13 protein-coding genes are annotated in these 15,092 nt (G+C 66.9%); 3 read left to right on the top strand and 10 right to left on the bottom strand.

All coding sequences use genetic code 11. The features are described from left to right. The 3 genes from VN634_17685 (at position 1) to VN634_17695 (ending at position 2,429) form a co-directional block, all read left to right on the top strand. On the top strand, positions 1 to 549 hold the full coding sequence (locus VN634_17685) for a gamma-glutamylcyclotransferase family protein (protein HXC52720.1): 549 nt from the start codon (positions 1 to 3) through the stop codon (positions 547 to 549). Between the two features lie 17 nt (positions 550 to 566). Continuing rightward, positions 567 to 1,319: a glutathione S-transferase family protein gene (locus VN634_17690; protein HXC52721.1), complete on the top strand. Its 753-nt coding sequence runs from the start codon at positions 567 to 569 to the stop codon at positions 1,317 to 1,319. A 75-nt stretch (positions 1,320 to 1,394) separates the two neighbouring features. Continuing rightward, positions 1,395 to 2,429 (top strand): hypothetical protein, encoded by a 1,035-nt coding sequence (locus VN634_17695; protein ID HXC52722.1) that lies wholly within the window; start codon positions 1,395 to 1,397, stop codon positions 2,427 to 2,429. A gap of 63 nt (positions 2,430 to 2,492) precedes the next feature. Here the strand turns inward: VN634_17695 and VN634_17700 are convergent, their stop codons facing one another. The 10 genes from VN634_17700 to VN634_17745 form a co-directional block, all read right to left on the bottom strand. Then, positions 2,493 to 3,392: an ankyrin repeat domain-containing protein gene (locus tag VN634_17700; GenBank protein HXC52723.1), complete on the bottom strand. Its 900-nt coding sequence runs from the start codon at positions 3,390 to 3,392 to the stop codon at positions 2,493 to 2,495. A gap of 53 nt (positions 3,393 to 3,445) precedes the next feature. Beyond that, entirely contained in the window at positions 3,446 to 4,501 is a 1,056-nt protein-coding gene (hisC, locus tag VN634_17705; protein ID HXC52724.1) for a histidinol-phosphate transaminase, read from the bottom strand. A 57-nt stretch (positions 4,502 to 4,558) separates the two neighbouring features. After that, positions 4,559 to 6,025 carry a M48 family metalloprotease gene (locus VN634_17710; protein HXC52725.1) on the bottom strand — a complete coding sequence of 489 codons (1,467 nt, stop codon included), beginning with the start codon at positions 6,023 to 6,025 and terminating at the stop codon, positions 4,559 to 4,561. 14 nt (positions 6,026 to 6,039) lie between these two features. Beyond that, on the bottom strand, positions 6,040 to 7,008 hold the full coding sequence (gene hemB, locus VN634_17715) for a porphobilinogen synthase (protein ID HXC52726.1): 969 nt from the start codon (positions 7,006 to 7,008) through the stop codon (positions 6,040 to 6,042). Between the two features lie 9 nt (positions 7,009 to 7,017). After that, entirely contained in the window at positions 7,018 to 8,577 is a 1,560-nt protein-coding gene (gene cobA, locus VN634_17720; GenBank protein HXC52727.1) for a uroporphyrinogen-III C-methyltransferase, read from the bottom strand. Continuing rightward, positions 8,574 to 9,557, bottom strand: coding sequence for a hydroxymethylbilane synthase (hemC, locus tag VN634_17725; GenBank protein ID HXC52728.1), 984 nt, complete (start codon positions 9,555 to 9,557; stop codon positions 8,574 to 8,576). Before hemC ends, cobA begins: the two co-directional genes overlap by 4 nt. Beyond that, positions 9,554 to 10,846 (bottom strand): glutamyl-tRNA reductase, encoded by a 1,293-nt coding sequence (hemA, locus tag VN634_17730; protein HXC52729.1) that lies wholly within the window; start codon positions 10,844 to 10,846, stop codon positions 9,554 to 9,556. Before hemA ends, hemC begins: the two co-directional genes overlap by 4 nt. A gap of 5 nt (positions 10,847 to 10,851) precedes the next feature. Beyond that, positions 10,852 to 11,748 (bottom strand): cytochrome c biogenesis protein CcsA, encoded by an 897-nt coding sequence (ccsA, locus tag VN634_17735; GenBank protein HXC52730.1) that lies wholly within the window; start codon positions 11,746 to 11,748, stop codon positions 10,852 to 10,854. Next, positions 11,736 to 12,452 (bottom strand): bifunctional precorrin-2 dehydrogenase/sirohydrochlorin ferrochelatase, encoded by a 717-nt coding sequence (locus tag VN634_17740; GenBank protein HXC52731.1) that lies wholly within the window; start codon positions 12,450 to 12,452, stop codon positions 11,736 to 11,738. Before VN634_17740 ends, ccsA begins: the two co-directional genes overlap by 13 nt. 62 nt (positions 12,453 to 12,514) lie before the next feature. Then, positions 12,515 to 15,067: a LysM peptidoglycan-binding domain-containing protein gene (locus VN634_17745; protein HXC52732.1), complete on the bottom strand. Its 2,553-nt coding sequence runs from the start codon at positions 15,065 to 15,067 to the stop codon at positions 12,515 to 12,517. Between the last annotated feature and the right edge of the window lie 25 nt (positions 15,068 to 15,092).

Here is a 15,092-nt window from a genome sequence, read left to right on the forward strand (position 1 = left end):
GTGGCCGAGGCCCCGAAAGTCGCGTACTTCGCATACGGCTCGAACATGGACGGCTCGACGCTTCGCGTGCGTCGCAGCATCGATTGGTCACGCGCGACGGCGGCCTGCGCGAAGGGCTGGCAGCTCGTGATCCGCAAGCCGTCGCTGCTCGGCGGCGCAGCCGGCGCAATGGCCAACATCATCGCCGACGCCGCCTCGGAGGTCTGGGGAGTGCTCTACGAGATCACGGCGGACGACCTGGAGCATCTCGAGCTCACCGAAGGCGTAAAGATCGGCCACTACGAACGAACCGAAGTCGTGGTCGAGCCGGTGGAACGCTGGGACGAGGACGGCGCCGCCACGGTTCGCGCCGTAACGCTGACATCCGGCACAGAGGATCCGTCGCTTCGCCCCACTGCGCGATACATGGAGCTTCTGCTTTCCGGTGCGGCCGAACACGGGCTGCCCGAATCATGGATCGAGACGCTGCGAAGATTCGAGACGGCCGAAATCGCGACCGAAGCCGAGCTTCGGTCGCTCTTCGACCACGCGATGAAAAAGCCCGCTTAGCGGCAGGAAAGCCCGTCATGTCCCAACCGGTCCGCATCGTCGGAAGCTATCTTTCTCCTTATGTGCGCAAGGTTCTCGTCGCGCTGCACGAGAAAGGGATCGACTATCGCATCGATCCGATCGTGCCGTTTTTCGGTGACGATCGCTTCGCTGCGGCAAGTCCGATACGGCGCGTTCCGGTCTACATCGACGAGCGCGTCACGCTGTGCGACTCGTCGGTGATCTGCCAGTACCTCGAGGAGGCCTTTCCGTCGCAGGCTCTTTACCCCGATGACGTTGCCGCGCGCGCGCACGCACGCTGGCTCGAGGAGTTTGCCGATACGCGCATGGGCGACGTGTTCATCTGGCGGCTGTTCAACCAGGTCGCGATCGGACCGGCGGTCTGGGGGCGCCCGACCGACAAGGACGTCGTCCGCAAGGCTGTCGACGAAGACATTCCGTCGGTGCTCGACTATCTCGAGACGCAGGCTCCGGACGGCGGCTTCCTGTTCGGCGGGCAGCTGTCGATTGCCGACATCTCGATCGCTGTGTTCTTCCGCAACGCCGCGTTCTGCCGCTACGCCGTCGACGCGTCGCGCTGGCCGAAAACCGCCGGCCTCATCGACCGCATTCTTGCCACCGGCGGATTCCGGGCCCTCGCGCCGTTCGAACAGCTCTGCATCAAGACCCCGATCGCTTCGCAGCGGGCTGCCCTTGGCGAGATTCACGCCCCGCTCACCGACGAAAGCTGGGGCACCGAAAAACCCCGCGCGGGCATCATGCCGATCTGATACCCGGTCCTTGTCCAGCTTATGGAAGGGCTCGCAGTCCGTTCATGCATGGGTTACGTCCGCCCGGTTCACGCCATGCATCTCCCACACCATTGGCAACGCGCTTTCGCGCAATCGCTGTTCGCGCTTGCGGCCATTCTGGCCAGCCCATTGCCGGCGCGCGCGTGCGACCTGTGCTCGATCTACACCGGCTCGCTGCTGCAGCAGCACAAGACCGGACTGCTTCTCGGCGTAGCCGAGCAGTACACGTTGTTCGGGACGGTCCGCGTCGACGGCAAGAAGGTTCCCAACGAGGCCAACGAGTGGGTGCACAGCTCGATCACGCAACTCCTCGTCGGCTACACGTTCACGCCGCGCATCGGTGTCCAGATGAACGTCCCGCTGATCTCGCGGCAGTACCGCCGGCTCGAGGAAGGGTCCCAGGCGCGCGGTGACGTGGGCGGGCTCGGCGACCTTTCCATTGTCGGCCGCGTAAGCCCGTTCAGCCGCGCGATCGGCCAGCTCCTGGTGAACACCGAGCTGCTCGCGGGCCTCAAGCTTCCGACCGGCAGCAGCCACCGGCTCGGCGAAGAGCACGAGCACGAAGACGGAGGAGACGAAGAAGAAGCGCTGGCTTTGGCGTTGCCGTCGCCGCATCACGAAGAGCACGAGGAGCATGAGGAAAGCGCCGTGCACGGGCACGATCTCACGCTCGGTTCCGGATCGGTCGACGGATTGTTCGGTGCGTCGGTGCACGCCAGCTGGCAGCGCCTATTCGGCGACCTCGCCGCGCAGTACGTCGTACGCGGCAATGGCGACTTTTCCTACGAGTATGCGAACGACCTGACGTGGGAAGCCAGCATCGGCTACTACGTGGTCGCGGCGGACCGATGGACAGCTTCTCTCGCGCTGGCGACGAGCGGAGAAAACAAGGGCCGCGACCACCAGCACGGCGAGCTTCAGGACGATACTGCGATTACGGCCGTCTATCTCGGGCCCGGCGCTTCGGTGACGTGGACCGATGCACTGCATGCGGGCCTCGTCATCGAAGCGCCGCTCGAGCAGGACAACACCGGGCGTCAGATCGTCGCGGACTATCGCATTCGCGGAGGCCTCACCTGGCGATTCTGAGCGGGATCCGGCCGACCACGCGGCCGCTGGCCGCGCATGCACCACGATGCCGGCGCTCTGCGGCTATTCGACTCCGCCCGCACCTTTGAGGAGCGCTGCGCATTCGACCTTGTTGTTGCCCACCGCGAACGACAGCGGCGTGAATCCGTCGTTGTCGCGAACGTTGACGACGGCTCCGCGGTCGACGAGCGTTTTCGCGGTTGACGTTTCTCCGACCCACGCCACGAAGTGCAGCACCGTGTCGTTGTTGGCGTTGCGCGTATTGGCCTGCGCACCCGCATCCAGGAGCAGCCCGGCCATCTCCGCGCTGCGCGCCCAGAAGAGTGGAGTAAAGCCTTTCGAGTCCGCCGCCTTCGGATCCACTCCGGCATCAATCAGGAGCCGGGTCATCTCGACGTCGCCGCGATAGACCGTCTCCGCCAGCAGCGTGCCTCCGTTTTCGTCGCGGATCTTCGCATCGGCCCCTGCTTTGACCAGCATGCGGACGATCGCGGCGTGTTTTCGAAACAGTGCCCAGCGCAGCGGCGGCCACCCGGCAGCGTCGCGCGTGTTCGGATCGACGCCGGCATCGAGCAGAGCCTGGACGACAGCGTCTGCGCCCGACTCGGCGGCTTTGGTGAGCGGCGTGGATCCGCGCGAGTCCTTCGCGCCGCCGTCGGCTCCCGCGTCGAGAATCATGCGCGCGATGTCGGGTCGTCCTTTTTGCGCCGCGACCTCTACAAGCGTCGCATCGGCCTCGACGTGCGAGTTCAGGTCGCAGCCGCCGTCCTTGCGGCACCAGTACAGATGCAACCGGACCTGCTCGGCGTTGCCGGAGCGCACCGCGTCGAGCAGCGTGACCGTCGGATGCTCGGGAGCGCAGCCAGCAAGAATGGCCGGCAGAATCGCCAGGAGAATCGAAGCACGGAAGCGTCGCACGGCGCGGAACATTCCCCGGCAGTCGCGCGGACGCAATGACGTCATGAGAAAATCGGGGACAGACACCGATTTCCGGAAATCGGTGTCTGTCCCCGATTTCAGATTCGCGACATGACGTCGAGGAATTTGTCCATCTCGTCGTCGGTGCCGATGCTGACGCGGATTCCTGCGGCCAGCCCGTCGCCTTCGAAGAACCGCACGAGCACGCTGCTGTCGCGAAGCTTCTCGTAGACGCCGCGCCCGCCGCCTTTGGCCGTGCAGTCGACCCACAGGAAATTGGCCTGCGAGTCTTCGAGCGTGTAGCCGGCGCGCCGGAGCGCGGCCGTCACGCGCACGCGCGTGGCCCGGATCCGCGCCACGTTGTTCTGCATCCAGCCGATGTCCTCGAGCGCCGCCACTCCGGCGGCGATCGCGAGGCGCGAGACGTTGTACGAATCCTTCACCTTGGCGAGCTCGGCTGCGAAATCCTCGTGAGCGAACAGTAGCCCAAGGCGAAGCCCCGCGAGCGAGAACGACTTGGAGAACGATCGCGTGACGACGAGGTTTGGATGATCCGCGAGAATCGCGAGCGCGCTCGCGCCGCCGAAGTCGACGTAGGCTTCATCGGCGACGACGACGCCGGAGACGTTTCGCGCAAACTCCGCAATCGCGTCGAGCGGCAGCGCGAGACCGGTCGGCGAATTCGGCGTCGAAAGGAACGTCACGCGGGACGGCGCTTCGGCAAGAGCACGCGGAATCGGATTGCCGTCGGCAGGAACTTCGATCGCGCGCACGCCTTCGAGGTTGGCGAGCACGCGGTACAGCGAGTACGTCGGCACCGGGTACGCAATCGCCTCTCCCGGCTCCGTGCACGCACGCAGCAGGATCGCGAGCAGCTCGTCCGAACCATTGCCGGCCAGCACCTGCGAAGGCTTTACGCGGTAGGTCTCGGCTGCCCGCACGCGCAGCATGTCGGCCATCGGCGACGGATAGAGATTGAGCCGATGCGCTTCGGTCTCGATCGCCTCGGCAATCAGCGGCGAGCACGGATATGGGTTCTCGTTCGTGTTGAGCTTGATCAGCGAGCGGTCGGTCGGCTGTTCGCCGGGTGTATAGCCCGCCGTCTCGCGGATGCGGCGCGAGACGAGATCCGGTCCGCGTGAGGATGGTGCCATCGATCGGGTTCTCCTTTTGTATCCACGCGGCCGGTCGGATCCGTGCGCCTGCCTGGATCAGTGCGGCTGGGGCGCGGGGCCGATCGGAGTGCCGTCGGGAGCCGTGCGCTGGCCCTGCTTCTGGGCTTCGACCGATTTGTCGTGAATCTCCTCGCCGAGCCTTTCCGAGCGCTTGATCATGTCCTGCCTGATCTTGTCCATGTTCGGATCGTTCTTCGGCAGCGCGGCAAGCGAACGCTTGAAATACTCGACCGCCTGGCGCGGGTTGCCCTGCACTTCGCTCGCGCGGCCGACCCAGTAGAAGCCTTCGCCTTCGCGCGACGACTTTCCGAGCGCGCGGCCGAGCGCGAGCAGCACGTCGGCGCGATATGCTTCCCCGGCGACCGAACGCTCGAGCTTCTCGGCAGCAGCCGCGTAGTTGCCCTCCTGCGTATCCATCGCCGCGAGATCGGCGAGCGTGTCCCAGTCGGCCGGAGTCTTGACGAGTACGCGGTTCAGGCGCGTTCTCGCCTCCGGGAAGTTGCCGCGGCGAAACGCGGTGCGACCGAGCTCGCGATCGACGTTGCGGCCCGCGGCCTCCGCTTCGCGCAGGTACTTGTCGGCCGTCACGTACTCTTCGCCGTGCGACATGAGGATGCCAAGCAGCTCGAGCGCCTCGGGCCGGTCGGCCGGCTTGGCCGCGGCAAGCGCACGTTCGTACTCCGGCACGCACTGGTCGCGGCTCTGGGAATACGCGCGGGCGATCGCCTGCGCGCGCTTGAGCCGCAGCGACGGCACCGATTTCGACGGGTCCCACTCGTGGCGGCCGAGGACCGCCTCGAGGTTGGTCAGCCGTTCACCGCTCAGCGGGTGCGACAGGAAGTATGGCGGAATGCGCGTCGGATTGAGCGACTGGTCGTCGTTGATCTTGTGCAGCAGGCCCATCATCGCCGCCGGATCGTAGCCGGCCTTCTTCGCGTAGCCGATGCCGAGATAGTCGGCCTCGCGCTCGAAGTCGCGCTGGTATTTGAGCTGCGCCGCCTGTCCGGCAGCCAGCGACGCAATGGCGAGCCCGGGATTGACGATTCCGAGCAGAAGCCCAAGCAGCGACGCGTAGCTTGCCGCCGCACCCTTCTCCTGCTGCCGCACCAGGTGATGGGCGGCCGCGTGCGCGACCTCGTGGCCGATCACGCCCGCCAGCGCGTCGTCGCTGTCGACGCGCGAGATCAGCCCCGCGTTCGCGAACAGCTTTCCGCCCGGCACCGAGAACGCGTTGATGTCGTCGTCGCGCACGACGAAAAACTCGTACTCGAACGGCGTGGTTCCGAGCGCGACGACCAGCTTGTTGCCCATGTCGCGCAGATACCCGGCCAGCTCGTAGTCATGGATGAGCGGCATGTGCGCAACCGCTTCGTCGACGAATTCGGCGCCGAGCTTCTTCTCCTCCGCGACCGACGCGAGCGCGCTGGTAGCCGTCGCGACGACGAACGGCGGACACGCGACTGCCGTGGCGAGGACGACGGCGAGCGCTCGTCGCATGGGCATCACCGGCCTCATCGCTACAGCCCCGCCGCCACGTCGAGCGCGAAGTACGTGATGACGAGATCGGCGCCGGCGCGGCGGATCGACGTCAGCGTTTCGTCAACGACCCTGGTTTCGTCGATCCAGCCTGCGCGGCCGGCGGCCTTGATCATCGCGTACTCACCGCTGACCTGGTAGGCGACCAGCGGGCAGTCGAACCGCTCGCGCGCGCGGCGCACGATGTCGAGATAAGGCAGCGCGGGCTTGACCATGATCATGTCGGCGCCCTCGTCGAGGTCCGCCTGGATTTCGCGCATCGCTTCGGCGGCGTTGCCGGGATCCATCTGGTAGCCGCGGCGATCTCCGAACTGCGGCGCCGAATCGGCCGCTTCGCGAAACGGACCGTAGAATCCGGAGCAGTACTTCGCGGCGTACGAAAGGATCGCGACATCGACAAGCCCGTCGCCGTCGAGCGCACGGCGGATGCGCCCCACGCGGCCATCCATCATGTCGGACGGCGCGACGATGTCGGCTCCGGCGCGCGCATGCGACAGCGCCTCGGCGGCCAGCAGCTCGAGCGTCGGATCGTTCGCGACATCGCCATTCTCGATGACGCCGCAGTGCCCGTGATCGGTGTACTCGCAAAGGCAGACGTCGGTGATCACGCAGATGTCGGGCGCGATGCTTTTGATCGCGCGAACGAGATTCTGCACGGGACCGTCTTCGCGTGCCGACTCCGAGCCGCGTGCGTCCTTGTTTTCGGGGAGCCCGAAGAGCAGCACCGCCGGGATGCCCAGGTCGCGGGCGCGCACCGCCAAGTCGGTCGCGCGGTCGACCGACTGCTGGAAGACGCCTGGCATCGAGCCGACCTCGCGCTCGATGCCGGAGCCGGGAACGACGAACAGCGGAAGGATCAGGTCTTCGCGCGAGAGCCGGGTCTCACGCACCATGCGACGAATCGTTTCCGTGCGTCGCAGACGGCGCGGCCGGCTTGCGGGGAATGCCACGGCGCGATGCTAGGGGAGCGGTTGCCGATTTGCAAAAAACGACTCGATTGCGTCCGCAAGCGCGTCGACCGTGTACTCGTCGGGCATCACGTCGACGTCGATGCCGAGATCGCAAAGCGTCTGCCGCGTGATCGGTCCGATTGCCGCGACGCTTCTGCCGGCGAGCAGCTCGCGTGCGCGCCCGCCGACGAGCCGGTCGAAGTTGGTCACCGTGCTCGAGCTCGTGAACGTGATCATATCGAACGCTCCGAGACGCGATTCGGGCGCAGCGTCCGCGCCGCTTCCGTCCACGTCCGGGACGGTCGTCCGGTAGATGGCGACCACGTCGACGACCGCGCCGCGCTCGCGGAGCGTGTCGGGAAGCACCTCGCGGGCGATTTGCGCGCGAGCAAGAAGAATGCGCCGTCCGCTTACGTCGCCGAGGGCTTCGAGAAGCGCCTCGGCGCGATATTCGCCGGGCTGCGCAGCAACCTTGAGGCCGCGCGACTCGACCGCTGCACGCGTCGCCGGTCCAATCGCGGCAATGCGCACGCCGGCGAGCTCGCGAAGATCGCGTCCGCCCGCAAGGAACTGGCCGAAGAAGCTCTCGACGCCGTTGACGCTCGTCAGAACCAGCCAGTCGTAGCCGCCCGCTGCATCGAACACGGCAGGCTCGACAGCAATCGGATGGATCTCGATGGTGGGAAACTCGACGACCTCGGCCGCGGAGCGTTCGAGACGGTCCGACAACGCGGCCGCCTGATGGCGCGCGCGCGTGACCACGATGCGCCGGCCGAACAGCGGCAGGCGCTCGAACCACTCGAGCTCAGCGGCAAGGCCTGCCACCGCACCGACGACGAACACGACGGGCGGACGAACCAGGTCGCTGCCGGCGTCGCGGCCGATGCGCGCGAGCGTGCTCAGGATCTTCTTCTGGCGCGGCAGCGTGCCCCAGCGGATGCCGGCCACGGGCGTCTCCGGAGCCATGCCGGCCTCGATCAGATGCGCGGCGATTTCTTCGATGCGCGTCATCGCCATCAGGAACACCAGCGTGCCGCCGGTTGCAGCGAGCGCGGCCCAGTCGATGTCGTCGCGCTCGCTTCCGGTCTGCCCGGTGACGAACGTGACGAGCGAGGAATGCTCGCGGTGCGTCAGCGGCACTCCCGCCCACGCCGGCACTGCGATTGCGGACGTGACACCCGGCACGACCTCGTAGTCGATGCCCGCACGCCGGCACGCTTCGGCCTCCTCTCCGCCGCGGCCGAAGATGAACGGATCACCGCCTTTCAGGCGCACGACGTTCTTTCCTTCGGCGGCACGCGCAACCAGAAGCTCTTCGATTTCCTTCTGTGAGATGCTCTCGCGGCCGTGGCGCTTGCCGACGAGCACTTTTTCCGCAGCGGCCGGCGCGTGCGCGAGCAGTCTCGGGTCGGCGAGCGCGTCGTAAAGAACGACGTCGGCGCGAGCGAGCGCGTCGCGGCCGCGAAGCGTAAGCAGTCCCGGATCGCCCGGACCTGCGCCGACGAGGAACACGCGACCGCGCGTGCGCTGGACCTTGCCGGACGCGTGGTTGCTTGACCGCGCGCTCATCGCGGAATCTCGGCAGCGTTCGCCGCATCGATGATGCGCGACGCTCCGCGTTCGAAAAACGAGCGTGCCAGAGACCGGCCGAGCTCTTCCGCGCGCGCGTCGGCACCGGCAAGCGATCCGTCCGGAAGCTCGAGCGACGTCCGGTCGCGAATCTGCTCGTGACCATCGGGGGACACGACGAGCCCGACAAGCACGAGCTCGCCGGCGCGACACTCGGCGTAAGCCGCGAGCGGAAGACTGCAGCCGCCGCCGAACATGCGCGCGAATCCGCGCTCGGCGGCGGCAGCGATTCGCGATGCGGCGTGATCGAGACGCGCGAGCAGCTCGCGCGTCGGCCGGTCATCGATGCGGGCAGTGATCGCAACGGCACCCTGCCCCGCCGCCGGAACGAACGTGAACGGGTCGAGCGCAACCGCACGCGCAGGTCCACCTGCAGACAGATCGATCCCGAGACGTCCGAGTCCTGCGGCCGCGAGGAAAGTCGCGTCGTACTCGCCGTCGGCGAGCTTGCGAAGCCGGGTCTCGACGTTGCCGCGCAGCATGCGGATATTGAGATGCGGAGCTTCAGCCAGCGCCTGCGCCTGGCGGCGAAGGCTGGTCGTGCCGATGACCGCACCGGTAGGCAGCGCCGACAGATCAAGTCCCCCGGTGGTAACCAGCAGATCGCGCGCATCCGCGCGCTCGAGCACGGCTGCAATGGTCGTCCCGGCCGCAAGCTCGGTCGGCACGTCCTTGAGCGAGTGCACTGCGCAGTCGATGCGGCCGGAAACCAGGGCCTCGTCGAGCTCTTTCAGGAAAAGCCCTTTGCCGCCGGCTTCGCGCAGCGGCCGGTCGACGATGCGGTCGCCGGTGGTCGTGATCTCGACGAGCTCGTAGCTTGCGCCAGCCGAGCGCCGTACGAGCTCGTCCATCGACTGCCGCGTCTGCGTAAGAGCGAGCGGGCTACGGCGCGTGCCGACGCGCAGCGCTCGCGAAGTCACTCGCCGTCTCCGAGGCCGAACAGGCGCCGCACGGCCGACAGCAGTCGCGACTCTTCGACAGTCGATCCTTCGCCGCGAAGAACCTGGGTCGGATGGTGCAGCAGCTTGTTGACGATCGCGCGCGTCATCTGATGGATGCGCTCGCGGTCGTCTTCGGTCACCGACGGCATGCGCGACAAAGCCTTTTCGACCTCGCCGCGGCGGATGCTGTCGGCGTACTCGCGCAGCTCGACGATCGTCGGCACCACGTCGAGTCGCTCGAACCACTGCCAGAACTGGTCGACTTCGGCCTCGACGATGGCTTCGGCACGAACGGCTTCGCGCCGGCGCTCGTCGAGATTGTCCTCGACGACCGCCGCGATGTCGTCGATGTCGTACAGGTATGCACCGTCGAGCTGCGGAATCGCAGCGTCGAAGTTTCGCGGGACGGCAAGATCGATGAAGAACATCGGATTGCCGCGCCGTTCGCGCAGCGCCGTGCGCACGTCGTCGGCCGTCACGAGCAGCCCGCCGCCGGCCGAGCCGACGACCAGGTCGGCGAGCGGCAGATAGCTGCGGAAACGATCGAGAGGCACGGGCGTCGCAGAAAGCTCGCGCGCAAGATCGACCGCACTTTCGAACGTGCGGTTGACGACGATGATCTGACCGACTCCGGCCGCAAGGAAATGGCGCGCGGCAATCTCACCGGTCTCGCCGGCGCCGAGCAGCATCACGACGCGGCCCTGCAGCGATTCGAAGATGCTGGAGGCAAGATCGACGGCCGTGGCTGCAACCGACACGGACCTCGACGCAACCGAAGTTTCGGTACGCACGCGCTTGGCGACCGAGAAGCTCTTGTGAAAGACCCGGAACAGCACGGGCCCGGCCGCGTCTCCGGCGGCCGATTCATCGAACTGCTGCTTGAGCTGGCCGAGGATCTGCGGCTCGCCGACGATCATCGAGTCGAGACTCGATGCAACGCGGAACACGTGACGCACGGCTTCGCGTCCACGCAGCACGAACACGAGGTTCGAACCGCTGTCGAGCCCGGCCGCGCCGGCGACGAAACCGCCGATCGCATCGGCAGTCGCCGGCTGACCGTTGCAGCACGCGACCACTTCGAAACGGTTGCAGGTACTGACCAGCACCGTTTCCTGCACACCCGGGATCGACGTCATCGAGCGCAGAAAGGCCGGAGCATCCGCGCACGCCGCCGCCGCGCGCTCGCGGACTTCGACCGGCGCCGTATGATGACTGATGCCGACGACGACGAGCTCGCGCGAAGCGGTGTCGTTTTTCTGCTCCGCCATGCCCTTCACCGCCCGCCGTCCCCGGACGATGCTTCCTTTCCGGCCTGGCCGCTCTGCACGCTTTCGGCGGCCTGCTCCCCGAGACTCCCTCCGTGCCGGCTGCCAAGCTGGAGAAGGTTCACCAGCAGATACGACGCGAGCAGCAGCGTGAACGCTGCGATCGTCCATTCGGCCGCCTTGCGTCCGTGCAGCCCGCCGAGAAGCCGAAGCTGCAGCAGACCCGCATAAAGCAGCCACGTCAGCACCGCGAGCGTCTCGCGCGGCTCCCACGACCAGAAGTGGCCGGTTGCCGACATCGACCAGAACCCGCCGGTGACGATCCCGAGCGTGAGCAGCGGAAAGCCCCACAGCAGGAAGACCAGGCTCATGCGGTCGAGCGTCTGGATAGCCGGAAGCCGGTGGAGGATCGCGCCACCGCGCTTCGAACGCAGCATGTTCTGCTGCAGCAGGAACGCGGCGCTCACGGCGAACGCGAGTGCGAACACGGCATTGCCGAGAAGCGCGAGCGTGACGTGCACGGTCAGCCACGGACTGCGCAGCGCTGCGGGCACCGCAACGTCGTCGCCGCGCACCAGCAGGTCGGCAATGGCCGCAAGAAACGCGAGCGGGCTGACCAGAACACCGACCACCGCAAGGCTCATGCGCCCCTGTACGGCGAGATATACGCCGACCAGCAGCCACGCGAAGAACGAGAAGCCGCCGGCAAACGTTGCCACGGGAAGCACGCCCGCGTGGACGATCTCGAGCGCAAGGTCGAGCGTGTGCAGCGCGAACGCGCCGGCAAGCAGGAACATCGGCGCGCGGCTCTCGCCGGGCGCCGTGCGGCTCGAAAACGTGCGCGCGAACGCAATCGATGCGGCGACGTAGCCGAAGGCTGCGGCAAGAAGCATCAGCGAGTGCATGTGTCCTCTTTTGCGTTCGTACGGTGGTCCTGAGCGGCGCTCGGCGTCCGTGCGCCGGCGACCGCGGCGTCGCAGAGCGCGGCGGCTTCCACGCGCCGGCCCGCGGCGAGCATCTCGACGAAACCGCTGTCGAGCACCTGGCGGATCGCACGCCGTCGCGTGCCGCCGTCCTCGACGGTTTCGATCAGGCGCTCGCGAAGCTCGCCGAGAAGCGTCGCGGCCTCGCCCGCTTCGTCGCCGAGCTGGCTCGCGATGCGGTCCCGCACGTATGCGGCGAGCGCCGGAGCCGTACCGCCCGATGAGACGGCGACGCAGAGATCGCCTCGACGAACGATCGCGGCGCTGGCGAATTCGGTGGCCGGAGAACCGCCGCCTGGCAAGCGGCCGGTGCCTGCGTCGCAGACGAGCACACCGCGCGCGGCGGCCGCTTCGACGACCGACGCATTGACCGACGCTTCACCGGTGCATGCGAACGCGAGCAGCACGCCGTCGAGATCGCGGGCCTCGAAGCGCCGGGCCGCGATGGTCACCAGCGCGCTCGCGCGCTCGAGATCGAGAAGCTTGTCCGAAGGCGCCGGATCGACGACGAGAACCGTCGCCCCGGCATCGATGAGGCCACGCGCCTTGCCGAGCCCGACCCTTCCGCCGCCGACGACAAGGCAGGTCCGTCCCGCAAGATCGAGGAAGACCGGGTAGCCACGCACCCTTCGGCTCTATCACGCGATGCCGCGGAAACCGAAGGGCGTCCGAGCGTTTACACGGAAAGCTAGAGCGGAACCTTGATGGTCTTTCCGACCTGCACGTTATGCGCGTCACGGATGCCGTTGATGCGCTTCAGCGTGTCGACCGAGGTCCGGTACTTCTGGGCGATGCTGGTCAGCGTCTGGCCCTTCTGCACGCGGTGGCTGCGAAAGCTCGACCGTGACGAGCTCGACGACGCAACTTTCGCCGCCGACTTCGACGAAGACTTCGAAACGGCCGTCTTAGACGACGATTTCGCAGACGTCTTGGTCGACTTCGCGGACGCCGTCTTGGCCGAAGCCGCAGAGGCCGACTTTCCGCGCGACGTGGACGCCGACCTCGGCATGTCGTCGTCGTCGTCGTTGCGCGCCGCCGACGCGACCGCGACCGCACCCGCCGACGGAACCTTGATCGTCCGACCGGCCTTGAGACCTTCCGACGCAATCTTCGGATTGAGCCGCTTCAGCGTCTCGACCGACGTGTCGTTGGCGAGCGCGACTTTCGAGAGCGTGTCGCCGGAGCGAACCTTGTATGTGCGGCCGACGGTCGAGCCCGAGACGATCTCGCTGCCGCTCGCGCGAACCTTCAGCGTCTGGCCGGACTGGATCGAAGTCGGATCGGTGATGCCGTTGCGCTTCATCAGATCGTCGACGGTCGTGTGGTACATCGACGCGATCTGCACGAGCGTCTGGCCGCGGCCGACCTTGTGCTCGGCGGTGAGCTCGGGCTCGGCCTGCCCATCGTCGTTCTTGTCGTTCGCCGGCGACGCCTTCGCGGTAGCTGCCGCGGGCGAAGCGCTGGCTGCAGGCGGAGCTTCCTTCGGAACCGATGCGATCACGGCGGGCTCGACGCGCACGACTGCAGGAGAATCCGGCTTCGTGACATCGTCTTTCTGAATCACTGCCGCCGGCACTGCGGCCACCGCCGTGCGTGCGGCGAGCGCTGCGGCCTGGCCAGCCTGGCTGGCCGCCATGATGCCGGCGTTGGTCGTCATGTTGCGCGACATCGGCGGATGCTCGACCTGCGCTGCTGCGATCGCGACCGGGGTGGTGACGCGGTCCGCCGGAACCTTCAGGTTCATTCCGACTTTCATCGCGGAGGCATTGCGCAGGTTGTTCATGTACAGCAGCGTCGTCTCGGTGGTGCCGAAGCGGCGCGCGATCTGCCCGAGGGTCTCGTCGCGAGTCACGCGATGGATGATCGGCTTGCTCGGCGGCGGCGATGCCTCTGCCTCGACGGTCTCGGCCGAAGCCGAAGCCGAAGACCCGCCGGAATCGCGGGCAATGATGTCCGGAGCAGATGGCGAGCTGTGGTCGACGTGGCCGAACGCGACTTCGAATTCGCTCCGCGTGCCGTGCGGAAGATTCACGCGATAGCCGCGCGGAACTTTCGCGCTGCCGCGCAGGACGCCGTCGCTGAGCGCCGGGTTGAGGTCGGCAAGCTGGTCGACGCTGGTGCGCGCCGCGCGCGCCAGATCGCGGATCGACGCGCTCGTCGAGATCATCGCTTCGTCGGGCTGGTAGGTCGGGGCGCTGATCTGCCCGCAGAGCTCGGGCACACGGTTCATCGCGTCGACCGCGGCAAGGAACTCGGCGTAGTAGTTGCGCGACGCGAATCCGAAGCTTTTTCCCTTGTAATGGCTCGAGATCACGCCGAAGTGCGTGGTGCCCATGTCCTTTACCGCGCGCGCGATTCCGCCTGGACCATGGTTGTACGACGTGATCGCCAGCGGCCACGACCCGAGGTTCTCGTAAGTCTTGCGCAGCATCTTTGCTGCGGCTTCGGTCGAGCGGCGAGGATCGCGCCGGTCGTCGTAGGAACCATTGACCTCGAGATACAGACGGCCGGTGGCCGGCATGAACTGCCAGATGCCCGAAGCGCCGGCCGACGAACGCGCGCCGATCTTGTATCCGGACTCGACGAGCGGAAGTGCGAGCAGCTCCTGCGGCACGTCGTACCTCTGCAGGATCTCGCTCATCATCGGACGGTACGCCTGCGCGCGCGCAGCCGCGTCGCAGAACTTGTCGCCGAGACCGCGCTGCGAGCGAACCTGCTCGGACAGCGTCATCGCGTACGACGGCTCGTAGCCGATCTTCGCGATGGCTTTGAGGATACGGCGTTCTTCTTCGGTGCGCGCGTGTCCCTCGGAGATCGAAACCAGCATCGCCGAGATGCGTTCGCCTTCCGCTTTGCGGCGCGCCTGGATCGCGGCGTCGACCTGTCCTTCGGGAAGGCGCGCGACGATGTCGTCAATGGACAGGACCGAATAGACAAGCTCTAAGTGCTCGACGTCGTGGAATGCGATCTGGTGGCTCGTCCATTTCGTGAACGCGTCGCTCCAGAACGCGACGTTGGGCTCGAGCTCTTTGTACCGGGGGAAATGCGTGTTGCCCGGAGTTGGCGTCGCGGCAGCCGTCGAAGCGGAAGCAAGGACCAGCGCTGCGGCTGTGGTGCATGCGACCGGTGCGGCTGGTGCGGCAGACAGGATCAGTGCTGCCGCTGCAGTCGAAAGGGCCGTTGCCAGTGTCTGGAGCCCGGTGTTCCGACCCGATCGCGTCGCCGGGCGGACCGACCTCACCTCTGTTCCCACCTTGTCACGTTCC

It is taken from the genome of Candidatus Limnocylindrales bacterium, from assembly GCA_035571835.1.
Classification (GTDB): domain Bacteria; phylum Desulfobacterota; class Binatia; order UBA1149; family CAITLU01; genus DATNBU01.